A 19681-nucleotide genomic window follows, 5' to 3' on the forward strand; every position below is an offset into this window, starting at 1 on the left:
GTTTGTCACGTCGTTAGGTGGCTTTGGCGTTTTTTCTCAAGGTTGAGGAGCTGTGATTGATGAGCGCGCGCGAGCTGTGGCTGAAGGATGCATTGTCGGAACTGATGGACGTCGATGCGGCGCGTATCTCAGCGACGCAGACCTTTGCCGAGCAGGGCGTCGATTCGTTGATCGGTTTGCGCCTGACGCGCAAGCTCGAAGAGTCGCTGGGCATCGAGGTCGATCTTGAATGGCTGTTCGATCATCCCAGCATCCACGAACTGGCGCAGTTCCTGGACGCGCATTTCGGTGTGCTTGACGCCGAATCGGTGCGGCTGGGCCATGATCGCAGGATCGACGCATGAAGCACGATGCGCAGTCCGGGCCGTGGATGCCGCTGTCGGCTGCGCAACGCAGTCGTTGGTTCCTGTATCGGCTCAATCCCGACTCGCAGGGTGGCCACAACAATGCCTTCTCTGCAGTCGTCCACGGCCAACTTGCGGCGGACGATCTGTCGCACGCGCTTCGGCGGCTTGCGCTACGCCATCCGATGTTGCGCGTCCGCTTTCGAGAGGATGCCGGGGAAGTCGAGCAATCAGTGGCGCAGTCCGCAGACGTGCCGCTGATCCTTGACGATACCGACGCGCTCGACGATGAGGCGCTGTTGCAGCGCGTGCGGAACGATGCCGCGCAGGCCTTCGATCTTTTCCGGCAGCCGCCGATCCGTGCCGGCCTGTATCGCCGCGGGGACGGCACGCAGGTCCTGCTGTTGGCGTTCGATCATATCGCTGTCGATGGCTGGTCCTATTGGCGCTTGCTGGAAGAGCTGGGCGAGCTGCTTGGTGGGGAGGCTGCCGAGTGGGAGGACTCCGACTCCGCGGCCAGCTACGAGGGCTATATCCGCTGGCAGGAGCAGTGGTTGCAGAGCCCTGTAGCGCAGGCGCAGCGCGCTTATTGGAAAGACGCCCTGCGCGGTGCTGCGGAGAGCCTGCAGCTTCCGGCGGATCGGCCATCGGCAGCAGCCTCGGGCCAGTTTAGCGAGATCGTATTGACGATCCCGCATGCGTTGAGTCTTGGCCTGCATGCGCTGGGCAGGCGCCATGCGGGCACGCTTTACACGACGCTGCTGGCTGCCTACAAGATCCTGTTGCATCGCCATACCGGTCAGGACGACATCTCGGTCGGCTCGCCGATGCCGGGTCGCAGCCGTTCCGAATGGGACGGCGTGGTGGGCGACTTCGTCAATCCTGTCGTGCTGCGAACCTCGTTCGAGGATGACGCGAGCGTTGCGGACGTGCTGCGCATGGTGCGCAACACCGCATTGCGCGGGATGAAGAACCAGGACTACCCCTTCGCGCTACTGGTCGAAGATTTGCACCCCTTGCGCGTTGCAGGGCAGCATCCTTTCTACCAGACCATGTTCGTGTTCCAGAACGCCAGGCATGGCGGCGGCCTGCGTAGCTTGTGGGACGGAACCACGGCCGGTGGCCATGTGGCGTGGGGCGGCGTGGCGTTGGCCTCCTATCCCGCGTATCGCAGCGGTGCCAACGACGCCATTCCCCTGCTGCTCGAGACGATCGAATTGGAAGAGGGCGTGCGGTGCGCCTTCAAGTTCGACCAGGCGCTGTTCGAACGCCAGACAATCGAGCGCCTTGGCCTGTCTTGGCTCACTTTGCTGCATGGGCTTGTGGCCGACGATACGCAGCTGGTTGCGCGCTTGCCGCTGCTGCCGGAAGCGGAACGCGAGCTGGTGCTGCACGGGTTCAATGCGACGCAGGCGGCGTATCCGGAGGTGCCGATCCACATGCTGTTCCAGGCGCAGGCAGCGCAGCAGCCGCAGGTGATCGCACTGGAGTGCGGCGACCAACAGGTGAGCTACGGCGAGTTGAACGCCCGTGCCAACCAACTGGCGCACCGGTTGATCGAACTTGGCGTACGGCCCGATGACCGCGTGGCGATCTGCATGCCGCGCAGCGTGGACATGGTGGTGGGGTTGCTGGGCATCCTCAAGGCCGGCGGCGCCTACGTGCCGCTGGATCCGGCGTATCCGGCCGAGCGGCTGGCCTACATGCTGGCCGACAGCGCGCCGGTGGCGCTGCTGACGCAAGCAGCACTGGTGGAGACAGTCCGCGGGCTCCAGTCCGCCGAGACTGCGCTGGCCGTGGTGGCACTGGATGATGACGCCACACTGGTCGCGCAACCTGCACACGATCCGACCATCGCCGGGCTGACCGCCCGGCACCTGGCCTACGTGATCTATACCTCCGGTTCGACCGGGCGGCCGAAGGGGGTGATGATCGAGCACGCCAACGCGGCCAACCTGGTGGCGTGGGCGCAGGCGAGCTTCTCGGCCGAGCAGCTGGCGACGACGCTGCTGTCGACCTCGATCAACTTCGACCTGGCGGTGTTCGAGCTGTTCGTGCCGTTGAGCACGGGCCGCACGGTGCGACTGGTGGCGGACCTGGTGTCGGCCGGCGCAGCGCTGGCCGGGACGACGCTGGTCAACACGGTGCCCTCGGCGATCGCGGCGGTGCTGGACGGCAACGGGCTGCCGGCGTCGGTGACGACGGTGAACCTGGCTGGCGAGCCGCTGAAGCGTGCGCTGGTGGAGCGGGTGTTCGCGGCAAGCCAGGCGCAGGTGGTGGCGAACCTGTACGGTCCGTCGGAGACGACGACGTACTCGACCTGGACGGCGATGACGCGGGCGGACGGGTTCGTGGGCCATATCGGCCGGCCGATCGCCAACACGCAGGTGTACGTGCTCGATGTGCAGGGCGAGCCGGTGCCGATCGGGGTGGCGGGGGAGATCCACATCGGCGGTGCCGGCGTGGCGCGCGGCTACTTGAACCGTCCAGACCTGACCGCCGAGCGGTTCCTGGCCGATCCGTTCACCAGCGACGCCATGGCCCGGATGTATCGCACGGGCGACCTCGGTCGTTGGTTGCCGGACGGCACGCTCGAGTACCTGGGGCGCAACGACTTCCAGGTGAAGGTGCGCGGGTTCCGCATCGAGCTGGGCGAGATCGAGGCCCGGTTGGCGGCATGCGCAGGCGTGCGCGAGGCGGTGGTGCTGGCACGCGAGGACGTGCCGGGCGACAAGCGGCTGGTCGCGTACATCGTGCCGACGGACGGGCATGCGCTGGCAGTTGCCGCGCTGCGCGAAGCACTGTCGCAGGTGCTGCCGGAGTACATGGTCCCGAGCGCGTTCGTGACGCTGGCGGCCTTGCCGCTGACGCCGAACGGCAAGCTGGACCGCAAGGCGCTGCCGGCACCGGATCAGGCGGCGGTCGCCAGCCGCAGCTACGAAGCCCCAGTCGGCGAGGTGGAGCAGACGCTCGCAACGATCTGGCAGGAGTTGCTGGGCCTGGCGCAGGTCGGTCGGCACGACCACTTCTTCGAGCTGGGCGGGCACTCGCTGCTGGCGGTGCGGCTGGTGACGCGCGTGCGCGCGACGCTGGGCGTGGAGCTGGCCTTGCGCGAGGTGTTCGCACAGCCAGTGCTGGCGTTGCTGGCCAAGACTGTCTCCGCTGCCGCGGCCACGGTGCAGGAGGCGATCGTGCCGGTGGACCGTACCGGCGTGCTGCCACTGTCGTGGGCGCAACAGCGGCTGTGGTTCCTGGACCAGCTGGACCATGCCGCAGGCGCGGCGTACCACATCCCGGCGGCGCTGCGGCTGAGCGGTGACTTGGATCGTACGGCCTTACAGGCCAGCCTGGACCGGGTCGTGGCGCGGCACGAGAGCCTGCGCACGACGTTCGTCAGCGTGGAGGGTGAACCGCAGCAGGTCATCGCACCGGCGGACAGTGGTTTTGCCTTGGCCGAGCACGACCTGCGCGAGCTGGATACTCCTGCGCAGGAAGCGGCCATCGCCAAGCTGAGTCGTGCTGAAGCGCGTGCGCCGTTCGACCTGGCGCAAGGGCCACTGATCCGTGGCCGCTTGCTGCAACTCTCCGAGAGCGAGCACGTGCTGTTGGTGACCCAACACCACATCGTCTCCGACGGCTGGTCGATCGGGGTGTTGGTGCGAGAGGTCAGCGCGCTGTACAGCGCATTCCGGGACAGTGCGTCCGACCCCTTGCCGGCGTTGCCGGTGCAGTACGCGGACTATGCCGCCTGGCAGCGACGTTGGCTGCAAGGTGCCCCGCTGGAAGACCAATTGGCGTTCTGGAAAACGCAGCTACACGATGCGCCGGCGCTGCTGGAACTGCCGACCGACCGGCCACGACCGATGACGATGAGTTATCGCGGTGGCAATGTGTCCGTGTGCTTGCCGGCGGAGTTGGTCGGTGCCGTCCGTTCGCTGTCGCAGCAGCACGGCACGACGCTGTTCATGACCTTGCTGGCCAGCTGGTCGGCGCTGCTGGCGCGGTTGAGCGGGCAGGCGCAGGTGGTGATCGGCAGCCCGGTGGCGAACCGGCAGCGGGCCGAGATCGAGCCGCTGATCGGCTTCTTCGTCAACACACTAGCCTTGCACGTGGACCTGCGGGCCGACCCCAGCGTGGCCGAGCTGTTGGCGCAGGTCAGGACGACGACGCTGGGCGCGTATGCGCACCAGGACCTGCCGTTCGAGCAGGTGGTCGAAGCGGTGCAGCCCGCGCGCAGCCTCAGCCACAGTCCGGTGTTCCAGGCGATGCTGAGCTTGAACAACACGCCCAGCGAGGGGGCTCTGCAGCTGCCAGGCCTGGCGCTGGCGCCGGTAGAGACGGGCACGCCCAGTGCCCAGTTCGACCTGTCGCTGTCGCTGAGCGAGACGCCCGACGGGTTGTCGGGTGCGCTGGTCTATGCGGCCGACCTGTTCGAGCGCGCGAGCATGGAACGGCTGCTGGGGCATTGGCAGACGTTGCTGGCGGCGATGGTGGCCGAGACCACGCTACCGGTCAGCCGGCTGCCGTTGTTGTCCGCCGACGAGCGTGCGCAGGTGCTGCACGGGTTCAATGCGACCAGCATGGACTACCCGCAGGACACCCCGATCCACGCGCTGTTCCAGACGCAGGCCGCGCAACAGCCACAGGCAATTGCACTGGAGTGCGGCGACCAGCAGTTGAGCTACGGCGAGTTGAACGCCCGTGCCAACCAACTGGCGCACCGGTTGATCGAACTTGGCGTACGGCCCGACGATCGCGTGGCGATCTGCATGCCGCGCAGCGTGGACATGGTGGTGGGGCTGCTGGGCATCCTCAAGGCCGGCGGTGCCTACGTGCCGCTGGATCCGGCGTATCCGGCCGAACGACTGGCCTACATGCTGTCCGACAGTGCGCCGGTGGCGCTGCTGACCCAGGCGCAATTGGCCGGCACTGTGAAGGATCTCCATACCGCCGATGCAGGGCTAGCAGTGGTGGCGATGGACACGGACGCGGCACTACTTCAGCAACCGACGCACGATCCGGTCATCGCTGGACTCACATCGCGGCACCTGGCCTACGTGATCTACACCTCCGGTTCGACCGGGAAGCCGAAGGGGGTGATGATCGAACACGCCAACGCGGCCAACCTGGTGGCGTGGGCGCAGGCGAGCTTCTCGGCCGAGCAGCTGGCGACGACGCTGCTGTCGACCTCGATCAACTTCGACCTGGCGGTGTTCGAGCTGTTCGTGCCGTTGAGCACGGGCCGCACGGTGCGACTGGTGGCAGATCTGGTGTCGGCCGGCGCAGCGCTGGCCGGGACGACGCTGGTCAACACGGTGCCCTCGGCGATCGCGGCGGTGCTGGACGGCGACGGGCTGCCGGCGTCGGTGACGACGGTGAACCTGGCCGGCGAGCCGCTGAAGCGGGCGCTGGTGGAGCGGGTGTTCGCGGCAAGCCAGACGCAGGTGGTGGCGAACCTGTATGGTCCGTCGGAGACGACGACGTACTCGACCTGGACGGCGATGACGCGGGCGGACGGGTTCGTGGGCCATATCGGCCGGCCGATCGCCAACACGCAGGTGTACGTGCTCGGTGTGCAGGGCGAGCCGGTGCCGATCGGGGTGGCGGGGGAGATCCACATCGGTGGCGCCGGCGTGGCGCGTGGCTATTTGAACCGTCCCGAGCTGACCGCTGAGCGGTTCCTGGCCGATCCGTTCACCAGCGACGCCATGGCCCGGATGTACCGCACCGGCGATCTGGGTCGTTGGTTGCCCGACGGCACGATCGAGTACCTGGGCCGCAACGACTTCCAGGTGAAGGTGCGCGGGTTCCGGATCGAGCTGGGCGAGATCGAGGCCCGGTTGGCGGCATGCGCAGGCGTGCGCGAGGCGGTGGTGCTGGCGCGCGAGGACGTGCCGGGTGACAAGCGGCTCGTGGCCTATGTCGTGGCTGAAGAAGGCGCCGAACCGTCGGCCATGGCGCTTCGCGAAGCGCTGTTGCAGGTGCTGCCGGAGTACATGGTCCCGAGCGCGTTCGTGACGCTGGCGGCCTTGCCGCTGACGCCGAACGGCAAGCTGGACCGCAAGGCGCTGCCGGCGCCAGACCAGGCGGCGGTCGCCAGCCGCAGTTACGAAGCCCCGGTGGGCGAGGTGGAGCAGACGCTCGCAACGATCTGGCAGGAGTTGCTGGGCCTGGCGCAGGTGGGGCGGCACGACCACTTCTTCGAGCTGGGCGGGCACTCGCTGCTGGCGGTGCGGCTGGTGACGCGCGTGCGTGCGACGCTGGGCGTGGAGCTGGCCTTGCGCGAGGTGTTCGCGCAGCCGGTACTGGCGTCGTTGGCCAGGAGCGTCTCCGCCGCGGCGGCCACGGTGCAGGAGGCGATCGTGCCGGTGGACCGTACCGACGCGTTGCCGCTGTCCTGGGCGCAGCAGCGGCTGTGGTTCCTGGACCAGTTGGACCATGCCGCAGGCGCGGCGTACCACATCCCGGCGGCGCTGCGGCTGAGCGGTGACTTGGATCGTACGGCCTTGCAGGCCAGCCTGGACCGGGTCGTGGCGCGGCACGAGAGCCTGCGTACGACGTTCGTCAGCGTGGAGGGTGAACCGCAGCAGGTCATCGCACCGGCCAATATCGGGTTCGCGCTAGCCACGCATGACCTGCGCGAGCTGGATGCTCCTGCGCAGGAAGCGGCCATCGCCAAGCTGAGTCGTGCTGAAGCGCGTGCGCCGTTCGACCTGGCGCAAGGGCCACTGATCCGTGGTCGCTTGCTGCAACTCTCCGAGAGTGAGCACGTGCTGCTGGTGACCCAGCACCATATCGTCTCCGACGGCTGGTCGATCGGGGTGTTGGTGCGCGAGGTCAGCGCGCTGTACACCGCCTTCCGGGAAGGTGCGCCCGACCCATTGCCGGCGTTGCCGGTGCAGTACGCGGACTACGCCGCCTGGCAGCGGCGTTGGCTGCAGGGAGCCGCGCTGGAAGACCAGCTGGCGTTCTGGAAGGCGCAGCTGGGCGAGGCGCCGGCCCTGCTGGAACTCCCGACCGACCGGCCCCGACCGATGACGATGAGTTATCGCGGTGGCAATGTGTCCGTGCGCTTGCCGGCGGAGTTGGTCGGTGCCGTCCGTTCGCTGTCGCAGCAGCACGGCACGACGCTGTTCATGACCTTGCTGGCCAGCTGGTCGGCGCTGCTGTCGCGGCTGAGCGGGCAGTGGCAGGTGGTGATGGGTAGTCCGGTGGCGAACCGGCAGCGGGCCGAGATCGAGCCGCTGATCGGCTTCTTCGTCAACACGCTGGCCTTGCACGTGGACCTGCGCGCCGACCCGACCGTGGCTGAGCTGTTGGCGCAGGTCAGGACGACGACGCTGGGCGCGTATGCGCACCAGGACCTGCCGTTCGAGCAGGTGGTCGAAGCGGTGCAGCCGGCGCGCAGTCTCAGCCACAGCCCGGTGTTCCAGGCGATGCTGAGCTTGAACAACACGCCCAGCGAGGGGGCTCTGCAGTTGCCAGGCCTGGCCCTGGCGCCGGTGGAGACGGGCACGCCCAGCGCCCAGTTCGACCTGTCGTTGTCGCTGAGCGAGACGCCCGATGGGTTGTCGGGTGCGCTGGTGTATGCGGCCGACCTGTTCGATCGCGCGAGCATGGAACGGCTGCTGGGGCATTGGCAGACGTTGCTGGCGGCGATGGTGGCCGAGACCACGCTACCGGTCAGTCGGCTGCCGTTGCTGTCCTCCGATGAGCGCGAGCAGGTGCTGCATGGGTTCAATGCGACGCAGGCGGCATATCCGGAGGTTCCGATCCACACGCTGTTCCAGGCGCAGGCGGCGCAGCATCCGCAGGCGATCGCACTGGAGTGCGGCGACCAGCAGTTGAGCTACGGCGAGTTGAACGCCCGTGCCAACCAGCTGGCGCACCGGCTGATCGCGTTGGGCGTGCGACCCGACGACCGCGTGGCGATCTGCATGCCGCGCAGCGTGGACATGGTGGTGGGGTTGCTGGGCATCCTCAAGGCGGGCGGCGCCTACGTGCCGCTGGATCCGGCGTATCCGGCCGAACGGCTGGCCTACATGCTGGCCGACAGTGCGCCGGTGGCGTTGCTGGCCCAGGCGGCGCTGGTAGAGACGGTCCGCAGACTTCATTCCGCCGAGGCCGCGTTGGCCGTAGTGGCCTTGGATGACGATGCCACGTTGGCCGCACAGCCAGCGCAGGATCCCGTCATCGCTGGGCTGAGCGCACGGCACCTGGCCTACGTGATCTACACCTCCGGTTCGACCGGGAAGCCGAAGGGGGTGATGATCGAGCACAGGCATCTGGTTTCTTCGACTCTTGCCAGAGCAAGTGCGTATTCGAGATACGAACGTTTCCTTCTGTTGTCGTCCATTGCGTTCGACAGTTCGGTCGCCGGCATATTCGGCACCCTGCTCACAGGCGGGACGCTGATCGTATCGGATGGCGATGCCTGGCAAGATCCCGATGCCATTGCGGAGGACATCGAACGGCGCCGCATAACCACGTTGCTCTGTGTCCCTTCGCTCGCGCGATTGGTACTCGAAGGACTGAAGCGGGGCGACGAAAGAAGCCTCAAAGAGGTCATCGTGGCGGGTGAAGTCTGCCCTCCCGCTCTCCAAAAGATGGCCGAACGGTTCGTTCCGGAGCTGGTGCTGTACAACGAATACGGCCCCACCGAGGCCACCGTATGGGCGACGATGTACCGGTCGCGACCGGGTCAGGCGCGGGACTCGGTGCCCATCGGCCAGCCGATCGCGAATACGCAGGTCTATGTCCTTGGCCGCCATGGCGAACCAGTACCGGTGGGGGTGGCAGGAGAAATCCATATCGGTGGTGCCGGGGTCGCACGCGGTTACTTGAACCGGCCCGACCTGACCGCCGAGCGGTTCCTGGCCGATCCGTTCGTGGAAGACGCGAACGCTCGGATGTACCGCACTGGCGATCTGGGTCGTTGGTTGCCGGACGGCACGCTCGAGTACCTGGGGCGCAACGACTTCCAGGTGAAGGTGCGCGGATTTCGGATCGAGCTGGGCGAGATCGAGGCGCGGTTGGCAGCGTGCACCGGGGTACGCGAGGCGGTCGTGATCGCGCGCGAGGACGCAATGCAGGACAAGCGTCTCGTCGCCTATGTCGTCTCCCAGGCGGAAGAGCCGGTGTCGGTATCGGTACTACGCGAGTCGCTGCAGCGCGCATTGCCCGACTACATGGTTCCCAGCGCGTTCATCGTCCTGCCAGCACTGCCGTTGACGCCAAACGGCAAGCTGGACCGGCAGGCGCTGCCGGCGCCAGACCGGGCAGCGCTGGCCAGCCGCGCGTACGAGGCACCGATGGGCGAGACCGAGCAGACGCTTGCCGCGATCTGGCAGGAGCTGCTGGGCCTGGAACGGGTGGGGCGGCACGACCACTTCTTCGAGCTGGGCGGGCACTCGTTGCTGGCGGTGCGGCTGGCGACGCGCGTGCGTGCGACGCTGGGCGTGGAGCTAGCAGTGCGGAGCGTGTTCGTCGCTCCGACGTTGGCACTGCTGGCGAAGAGCGTCTCCACGGCGAGCCCGTCGTCGCAAGGTGCGATCCTGCCGGCGGATCGTGCCGGCACGCTGCCGCTGTCGTGGGCACAGCAACGGTTGTGGTTCCTGGACCAGCTCGACCATGCGGCGGGCGCGGCCTACCACATCCCGACGGCGCTGCGGTTGAGCGGCACGCTGGACCGCGCTGCGCTGCAGGCGGGTCTGGACCGGATCGTGGCGCGGCACGAAAGCCTGCGTACGACCTTCGTCAGTGTCGAGGGCGAACCGCAGCAGCGGATCGCACCGGCCAACGCCGGGTTCGCCATGGCCACGCACGATCTGCGCGAGCTGGATGCCACTGCGCAGGAAGTGGCGGTGGCCGAGTTCAGTGCCGCCGAAGCGCGGGCGCCGTTCGACCTGGCGCGTGGCCCCTTGATCCGCGGCCGCTTGCTGCAACTCTCCGAGCACGAACACGTGCTGTTGGTGACACAGCATCATATCGTCTCCGACGGTTGGTCGATCGGGGTATTGGTGCACGAAGTCGGGGCTCTCTATGCCGCCTTCCGCGAAGGTGCGCCCGACCCGTTGCCCGCGTTGCCGGTGCAGTACGCGGACTACGCGGTATGGCAGCGGCAGTGGCTGCAAGGCGAGGTGCTGCAGGAGCAGATCGGCTTCTGGCGCGACCAGTTGCGCGGCGCGCCGGCATTGCTGGAATTGCCGACCGATCGGCCGCGGCCAGCGGTGCAGCGCTATGCGGGCGAGCGCATCCCGGTCCACGTGACCGCTGAACTCACGGCGGCGCTGCGCGCAGCGTCGCAGCATCACGGCACCACCTTGTTCATGACCTTGCTGGCCAGCTGGTCGGTACTGCTGGCGCGGTTCAGTGGCCAGGACGAGGTCGTGATCGGCAGCCCGGTGGCGAACCGGCAACGGTCCGAGATCGAGCCGCTGGTGGGTTTCTTCGTCAACACGCTGGCCTTGCGCGTTGACGTGGGGGCTGACCCGACCGTCGCCGAGTTGCTGGCGCAGGTGAGAGCGACGACGCTCGCGGCGTACGCGCACCAGGACCTGCCGTTCGAGCAGGTGGTCGAGGCGCTGCAGCCAGAACGCAGCCTCAGCTACAGCCCGGTGTTCCAGGCGATGCTGGGGTTGAACAATACGCCTGCAGGTAGCGGACTGGATCTGCCAGGGCTGGCCTTGTCGGTGCTCGAAAACACGCAGAAGACCGCGCAGTTCGATGTGGCCTTGTCCTTGAGCGAAGTGCCGGAAGGGCTGCTGGGAGAAGTGACCTACGCCACGGATCTCTTCGACCGCGAAACCGTGGAGAGGATGCTAGGCTGTTGGACGACGTTGCTGGCGGCGATGGTGGCCGATGACGGCCAGACGGTGAGTCGCCTGCCATTGTTGTCGGAAGCAGAGCGCAGGAACGTACTGGCCGGATTCAACGCGACGCAGGCGGACTACCCGCACCAGCAGGTGGTGCACACGGTGTTCGAGGCACAAGCGGCGCAGCAGCCTGATGCCATCGCGGTGGAACATGACGGCCAGCGGCTGCGCTATGGCGAATTGAACCGGCGCGCCAACCGGCTCGCGCATCGCCTGATCGCACTCGGCGTACAGCCCGACCACCGCGTCGCGATCTGCATGCAGCGCAGCGTGGAGATGGTCGTCGCATTGCTCGGCGTCCTCAAGGCCGGCGGCGCCTACGTGCCGCTGGATCCGGCCTATCCCGCCGAACGCCTTGCCTATCTGCTGCAAGACAGCGCACCGTCCGTCGTATTAACGCAACGGTCGTTGGCGCTGCCGACCGCATCGGCGTCGGTGCCACGCCTGTACCTGGACGAAGAGGGCCTCGAGGAACTGGCGGGACAGCCGGAACACGATCCCGAGCCGGATGGGCTGAGTTCCCGCCACCTGGCTTATGTCATCTACACCTCAGGCTCGACCGGCCAGCCCAAGGGCGTTGCGATGCCGCACCGGGCGTTGCGCAACCTGCTGGCTTGGCAGAACAGGCCCGGTGCTGGCGCTGCCGTATCCGAGCGGGTCTTGCAGTTCTCCGCACTCGGCTTCGACGTCGCTTTCCAAGAGATCTTCTATACCTGGGGTTCGGGCGGGTGCTTGCTCCTGGTGGACGATGCGGTCCGGCAGGATCCTTTCGAACTGCTGCGCTTCCTCGATGCGCAGCAGGTGCAGCGGATCTTCCTGCCCTTCGTCGCGCTGCAAGGGCTCGCAGCGGCTGCGCAGCATGCTGGTACCACCTTGCCGGCGCTGCGCAACGTGGTGACGGCCGGTGAACAGCTGTTTGCGAATCCCGTGATCAAGGCGTTTTTCGAAAGAAACCCGACCTGCAGGTTGCACAACCATTACGGCCCGACCGAGACCCATGTGGTCACCGCGCTGAGCCTGGTCGGCACGCCCTCGGATTGGCCTGCACTGCCGCCGATCGGTCGGCCGATCGACAACGCGCAGATCTACCTCCTGGATGCGCACGGCGAACCGGTACCGGTAGGTGTGGCCGGCGACATCCACATCGGCGGCGTCAGCGTGGCGCGGGGCTACCTGCATCGGCCCGAGCTGACCGCGGAGCGGTTCCTGACCGACCCGTTCGCCGGCGATCCAACGGCCCGCATGTACCGCACCGGCGACCTTGGCCGCTGGTTGCCGGACGGCACCATCGAATACCTGGGGCGCAACGACTTCCAGGTGAAGATACGCGGCTTCCGGATCGAGCTGGGCGAGATCGAGGCCAGGTTGGCCGCCTGCGCCGGCGTGCGCGAGGCGGTGGCGCTGGCGCGCGAGGACATGCCGGGCGACAGGCGGCTGGTGGCGTACATCGTGCCGATGGACGAGCATGCGCCGGCGGTCGCCGCGCTGCGCGAGGCGCTGTCGCAGGCCTTGCCGGAGTACATGGTGCCGAGTGCGTTCGTGACGCTGGCGGCCATGCCGCTGACGCCGAACGGCAAGCTGGACCGCAAGGCATTGCCGGCGCCGGACCAGGCGGCGGTCGCCAGCCGCAGTTACGAAGCGCCGGTCGGCGAGATGGAGCAGGCACTGGCAACGATCTGGCAGGAGTTGCTGGGCCTGGAACGAGTCGGTCGGCACGACCACTTCTTCGAACTGGGTGGGCACTCGCTGCTGGCGGTGCGGCTGGTGACGCGCCTGCGTGCGGCGCTGGGCGTGGAAGTCGCATTGCGCGAGGTGTTCGCGCAGCCCGTGCTGGCGCGGCTGGCGCACGCGGCCTCAGCGGCAGCGAGGACGGTACAGGAAGCGATCGTGCCAGTGGACCGCGCAGGGGTGCTGCCGCTGTCGTGGGCGCAGCAACGCCTGTGGTTCCTGGACCAACTGGACCCTGCCGCAGGCGCGGCGTACCACATCCCGGTGGCGCTGCGGTTGAGCGGCACCCTGGACCAGATTGCGCTGCAGGCGAGCCTGGACCGGATCGTGGCGCGGCACGAGAGCCTGCGCACCGCCTTCGCCAGCGTCCAGGGCGAGCCGCAACAAGTGATCGCCGCGGCGGACATCGGGTTCGCCCTGGCCATGCACGATCTGCGCGGGCTGGATGTCGTCGCGCAGGAAGCGGCAGTGACCGAGCTGAGCGTCACCGAAGCGCGCGCGCCATTCGACCTGGCACACGGTCCCTTGATCCGCGGCCGGCTGTTGCAGCTCTCCGAACGGGACCATGTGCTGCTGGTGAACCAGCACCACATCATCTCCGACGGTTGGTCGATCGGGGTGCTGGTAGGCGAGATCAGTGCGTTGTACACCGCCTTCAGCCAGGGCCAACCCGACCCATTGCCGGCATTGCCGGTGCAGTACGCGGACTACGCCGCATGGCAGCGGCGCTGGTTGCAGGGCGCGGTGCTGCAGGAACAGCTCGCCTTCTGGAAGGAACATCTGCGCGGCGCGCCGGCATTGTTGGAGTTGCCGGCCGATCGGCCGCGGCCGGCGGTGCAGAGCTATGCAGGCGACGATGTCGAGATACGCCTATCCGGCGAGTTTGTCGCTGCATTGCGCGATTTCTCGCAACGCCATGGCACCACCTTGTTCATGACGTTGTTGACGGGGTGGTCGGCACTGCTGTCGCGATTGAGCGGCCAGGACGACCTCGTGATCGGCACCCCGGTGGCGAACCGGCAGCGCGCCGAGATCGAGCCGCTGGTGGGTTTCTTCGTCAACACGTTGGCCTTGCGGGTGGACCTGAACGCGGACCCGACCGTCGCCGAGCTGATGGCGCAGGTCAGGGCGACGACGCTGGGGGCGTATGCGCACCAGGACCTCCCGTTCGAACAGGTGGTCGAGGCGTTGCAGCCCGAACGCAGCCTGAGCCACAGCCCCCTGTTCCAGGTGTCGTTGGATCTGCAGAACACGCCACAGAGCGATTTCTGCCTGCCGGGGCTGACGCTGACAGCGCAGGAGACACAAAGCCCTACGTCGCAGTTCGATCTGTCCTTGGCGCTGCTGGAGGAAGGCGATGCCATTCGCGGGGTCCTGAAATATGCGACCGATCTGTTCGATCGGGCGCGGATCGAGCGATTGGCCGGGCACTTCGACATCCTGCTGCGGGCGCTGGTTTCCGATTCGCAGCTGCGGGTAAGCGAACTGCCGTTGCTGACCGATGCCGAGCTTCATCAGTTGCTGGTGGAGTTCAACGAGACCGAAAGGCCTTACCCGCACGATCGGTGCATCCATGCGTTGTTCGAGACGCAGGCCGCGGCCCATCCCAATGCCATCGCGGTGCTGTTCGAAGGGCAGCCGCTGAGCTATGGCGAGTTGAATCGGTGCGCGAATCGGTTGGCCCATCGCCTGATCGAACTCGGCGTCAAACCCGATACCCGGGTCGCGATCTGTGCCGAGCGCAATGCATGGATGGTGATCGGGGTGCTTGGCATCCTCAAGGCCGGCGGCGCCTATGTGCCGCTGGACCCTGCGTACCCGCCCGAACGCCTGGCCTACATGTTGGACGACAGCCGCCCCATCGTGCTGCTGACACAATCCAACCTCGGCGGCATCGCGCAGCGCTGCAGCGCCGACGCTGCGCGGATTCCGGTGCTGACGCTGGACCAGGACGAGACGCTGGCCCTGCAGCCGGAACACGATCCGGTCGTGGCCGATCTTGCGCCGAACCACCTCGCCTACGTGATCTATACCTCCGGCACCACTGGTCTGCCCAAGGGCGTGATGGTCGAACATCGTGGCCTGGTCAATTACGTGTTCGATGCGGTGAGCCTGTTCGGCATTGTGCCGACCGATATCGTGCTGCAGCAGAACTCGTTGAATTTCGACGTATCGGTGGAGGAAATGTTTCCGGCCCTGTGCGGCGGCGCCACCCTGGTGCCGACCAGCCGCATCTTCGGCGCCGCCAACGCGGATGCGGCCTTGCCGCTCACCGTGGTCCATATCACCGCGGCGCATTGGCACACGCTGGTCACGGAATGGCAGCGCGATCCGGGCAAGGCGCAGCGGGAACTGAAGAACCTGCGGCTGCTCAACGTCACCGGCGACGCACTGTCCACCCAGAAGCTGCAGGCGTGGGATGCGTTGCGCCCGGCATCGCTCAAACTCATCAACACCTATGGGCCGACGGAAACCACCGTCACCTGTACCGCCGCATACGTGCAATACGACGCGCTGAACGAGACGATGGCTAGCGTGACGATCGGGCGTCCATTGGCCAATACCCAGATCTATATTCTGGACGCAAAGCTGCAGCCTGTTCCGCTGGGCGTCGCCGGCGAGATCTACATCGGCGGCGACGGCGTCACCCGCGGCTATCTCAACAGGGACGAGCTGACGGCCGAACGCTTCCTGCGTGATCCTTTCAGCGCCGCGCCAGGCGCGCGCATGTACAAGAGCGGAGATCGCGCGCGCTACCGCGATGGCGGGCACATCGAATTCCTGGGACGCAACGATTTCCAGGTGAAGGTGCGTGGGTTCCGCATCGAGTTGGGGGAAATCGAGGTCAAGCTGGCAGCGTGTGCCGGCGTGCGCGAAGCGGTGGTGATCGCGCAGAAGGCGGCATCCGACGAAAAGCGGCTCATCGCTTATGTGGTGCCGCAGGAGGGCGTGGATCTTGCGGCGACCGCCCTGCGCGAAGAGTTGTTGCGGGATCTTCCGGAATACATGGTACCCAGCGCGTTCGTGACGCTGCAGGCCTTGCCGCTGACGCCGAACGGCAAGCTGGACCGCAAGGCGTTGCCGGCGCCAGACCAGACAGCGGTCGCCAGTCGCGCCTACGAGGCGCCGGTGGGCGAGGTGGAGCAGGCGATCGAGGCGATCTGGCAGGAGTTGCTGGGCCTGGAGCGGGCCGGACGCCACGACAACTTCTTCGAGCTGGGTGGGCACTCGCTGCTGGTGATCGGCCTGATCGAGCAGCTGCGCCAACGCGGGCTGAGCGCGGACGTGCGCAGCGTGTTCATGGCCCCGACGCTGAGCGCGCTGGCGGCGCATCTGGCGCTGGCAGCGCCGGCGATCAAACGCGGCGCGGTCCCGCCGAACCCGATCACGCCGGCGACTATCGCGATCACCCCCGAGCTGTTGCCGCTGGCGACCCTGACCCAGGCGGAGATCGACCGCGTCGTGGACAGCGTGCCCGGCGGCGTTCCCAACATCCAGGATATCTATCCGTTGGCGCCCTTGCAGGAAGGCATCCTGTTCCACCACCTGCTGGAAAGCGAGAACGGCGGCGACATCTATCTGCTGTGCACGATGGTGGCCTTCGATGGCCGCGAGCGGCTGGACGCGTTCCTGGGCGCATTGCAGCGGGTGATTGATCGCCACGACATCCTGCGCAGCGCGGTGCACTGGGAAGAACTGAACAAGCCGGTGCAGGTGGTCCAGCGCCGTGCGTCGCTGCCGGTCCACGAGTTGACGCTGTCGGCGGAGACGCCGGCGCAGGCGCAGCTGCTGGCGCATACCGATCCACGGCGGATGCGGCTGGATTTGCGGCAGGCCCCGATCCTGGCCGCCTACGTGGCGCGCGACCCGGCGACGGGCGAATGGCTGCTGGCCTTGCTGAACCATCACATCGTCTGCGATCACATCGCCCAGGACCTGATCCTGTCGGAGATCCAGGCGCTGCTGCAGGGCAAGCAAGCCACGCTGCCGGCGCCGATGCCGTATCGCGATTTCATCGCACGCATGTCGGCGGTCTCCGACGCCGAGCACGAGGCGTATTTCCGTGAGCAGTTGGGCGAGGTGGACGAACCGACGGCGCCATTCGGGGTGCTGGACGTACAGGCGGAGAGCAGCGGCGAGGTGGAGGAGGCGCGTCTGCGGCTGGACGAGGCGCTGGCGCAGCGGATCCGCGAAGCGGCGCGGCAGCAGGGGGTGACGCCGGCGGTGCTGTTCCACCTGGCCTGGGCGCAGGTGCTGGCGCAGTGCAGCGGGCGCGACGACGTGGTGTTCGGCACGGTGCTGTCCGGACGCATGCAGGAGACGGAGAGCACCGAGCATGTAGTGGGGATGTTCATCAACACCCTGCCGATCCGGCTGCAGCTGGCCGGATTGGGGGCGGCCGAGGCGGTCCAGGAGACCTATCGGCGCCTGAGCGCACTGCTGCCCCACGAGCAGATGCCGCTGGCGGTGGCACAGCGGTGCAGTGGCATCCAGTTGCCGCTGCCGCTGTTCACCGCGTTGCTCAACTACCGGCACAACTACGACTACGACAGCCCGGAAGCCAAGGCCTGGGTAGGCGTACGGGTGGTCAGCGACGAGATCCGTACCAACTACCCCCTGACCATGTCCGTCGATGACTTCGGGCAAGGCTTCGCACTGGTCGTTCAATGCGGCGCGAAAATCGATCCGGGGCGCGTAGTCCAGTACCTGGGGACCTCCATCCAGGCATTGGTTGCCGCGCTTGAAGAACGGCCGGCATCGCCGGTGCGCCAGCTGCAGACCCTGCCGGCCGCCGAGCGCACGCAGGTGCTGCACGGTTTCAACGCCACGCAGGCGGCGTATCCGCAACAAGCGTTGATCCATGGGCTGTTCGAGGCGCAGGCGGCGCGGCAGCCGGACGCGCCGGCGGTGGAGTACGACGGACAGGCGCTGAGCTATGCCGAGCTGAACCGCCGCGCCAACCGGCTCGCCCACCGGCTGATCGGCCTGGGCGTCAAGCCCGACGACCGGGTCGCGCTGTGCACCGAGCGCAGCGTCGAGATGGTGGTCGGCCTGCTCGGCATCCTCAAGGCCGGCGGCGCCTATGTGCCGCTGGATCCGGCCTATCCGGCCGAGCGGCTGGCCTACATGCTGGCCGACAGCGCGCCGATGGCGGTGGTCAGCCAGGCCGCGCTGCACGCGCAGCTGCCGATGCTGGCCACAGCAGCCGCGCCGCTGCTGGTGCTGGACGACCTGGCGCATGACAGCGCCGCACCGGCGCACGACCCGGTGGTTCCCGGGCTGAGCTCGCGGCACCTGGCGTACGTGATCTACACCTCCGGTTCGACCGGCCAGCCCAAGGGGGTGATGGTCGAGCACCGCTCGGCGGTGAACTTCTGGCAGGTGATGACGCAGACCACGCACCGCCATTGCCCCGCCAATGCACGGGTGGCGCTGAACGCGGCGTTCTCCTTCGACATGTCGCTGAAGGGGCTGCTGCAGCTGCTGTCCGGGCATTGCCTGGTGCTGATCCCGCAGGCGCTGCGGGCCAATGCCGCAGCGCTGGTGGCGTTCCTGGAACAGCAGCGGATCGATGCGGTGGACAGCACGCCCTCGCAGCTGGAGGCGTGGCTGGCGGCGGGGCTGCTGGCGCCGGGCGGGCAGCGTCCGCGCAGCGTGCTGCTGGGCGGCGAGGCGATCGGGCCGAACCTGTGGGAGCGGTTGCGGGCCTCCTCGGTGGTGGGCTTCCACAACATGTACGGCCCGACCGAGTGCACGGTGGATGCGACGATCGAGGACGTGGCGGTGTCGGCGGGCGGGCCGGCGATCGGCAAGCCGATCGCCAACGCGCGGATCTATCTGCTGGACGGGCAAGGGCAGCCGGTGCCGATCGGGGTGGCGGGGGAGATCCACATCGGCGGGGTGGGCGTGGCGCGCGGCTATCTGCACCGGCCGGAGCTGACCGCACAGCGGTTCCTGGCCGACCCGTTCGCGGGCGAGGCGCAGGCGCGGATGTACCGGACCGGCGACCTGGGCCGCTGGCGGGCGGACGGCACGCTCGAGTACCTGGGGCGCAACGACTTCCAGGTGAAGGTGCGCGGGTTCCGGATCGAGCTGGGCGAGATCGAGGCCCGGCTGAGCGCATGCGCGGGCGTGCGCGAGGCGGTGGTGCTGGCGCGCGAGGACGTGCCGGGCGACCAGCGGCTGGTGGCGTACCTGGTGGCGGCGGAAGGGGCCGAGCTGTCGGCGACGGCGCTGCGCGAGGCGCTGTCGCAGGCCTTGCCGGAGTACATGGTGCCCAGCGCGTTCGTGACGCTGGAGGCGCTGCCGCTGACGCCGAACGGCAAGCTGGACCGCAAGGCGTTGCCGGCACCGGGCCAGGCGGCGGTGGCCAGCCGCGCCTACGAGGCGCCGGTGGGCGAGGTGGAGCAGGCGATCGCGGCGATCTGGCAGGAGTTGCTGGGCCTGGAGCAGGTGGGACGCCAGGACAACTTCTTCGAGCTGGGCGGGCACTCGCTGCTGGTGATGCAGCTGGTGATCCGGATCCGCGAGCAATTCCAGGTCGACGTCGTGCTGAGAGCGCTGTTCGAGAAACCGACGCTCCTGGAGTTGGCTGCTGCCGTCGACGAGCTGCAGAAGGCGGTCTTTCTGGGCGATGAGCTTGAACTCATGCAGCGTGAGCTGGATTCGCTTTCCGAGGAAGAGCTTCGCGAGATGCTGGATCGAGAATCGATAAATGAATAAGAACAATGCTGC

The 19681-nt window shown here is 67.5% G+C and carries 2 protein-coding genes; both read left to right on the forward strand.

The window, feature by feature from the left end; translation table 11 throughout:
• The first annotated feature begins 59 nt into the window (after window positions 1-59).
• Complete coding sequence (locus AB3X10_RS11280; RefSeq protein ID WP_369981513.1) at window positions 60-344, forward strand: acyl carrier protein; 285 nt, start codon at window positions 60-62, stop codon at window positions 342-344.
• Window positions 341-19669: a non-ribosomal peptide synthase/polyketide synthase gene (locus AB3X10_RS11285; RefSeq protein ID WP_369981515.1), complete on the forward strand. Its 19329-nt coding sequence runs from the start codon at window positions 341-343 to the stop codon at window positions 19667-19669. Before AB3X10_RS11280 ends, AB3X10_RS11285 begins: the two co-directional genes overlap by 4 nt.
• Window positions 19670-19681: the final 12 nt, after the last annotated feature.

It is taken from the genome of Xanthomonas sp. DAR 80977, assembly GCF_041240605.1.
Classification (GTDB): Bacteria; Pseudomonadota; Gammaproteobacteria; order Xanthomonadales; family Xanthomonadaceae; genus Xanthomonas_A; species Xanthomonas_A bundabergensis.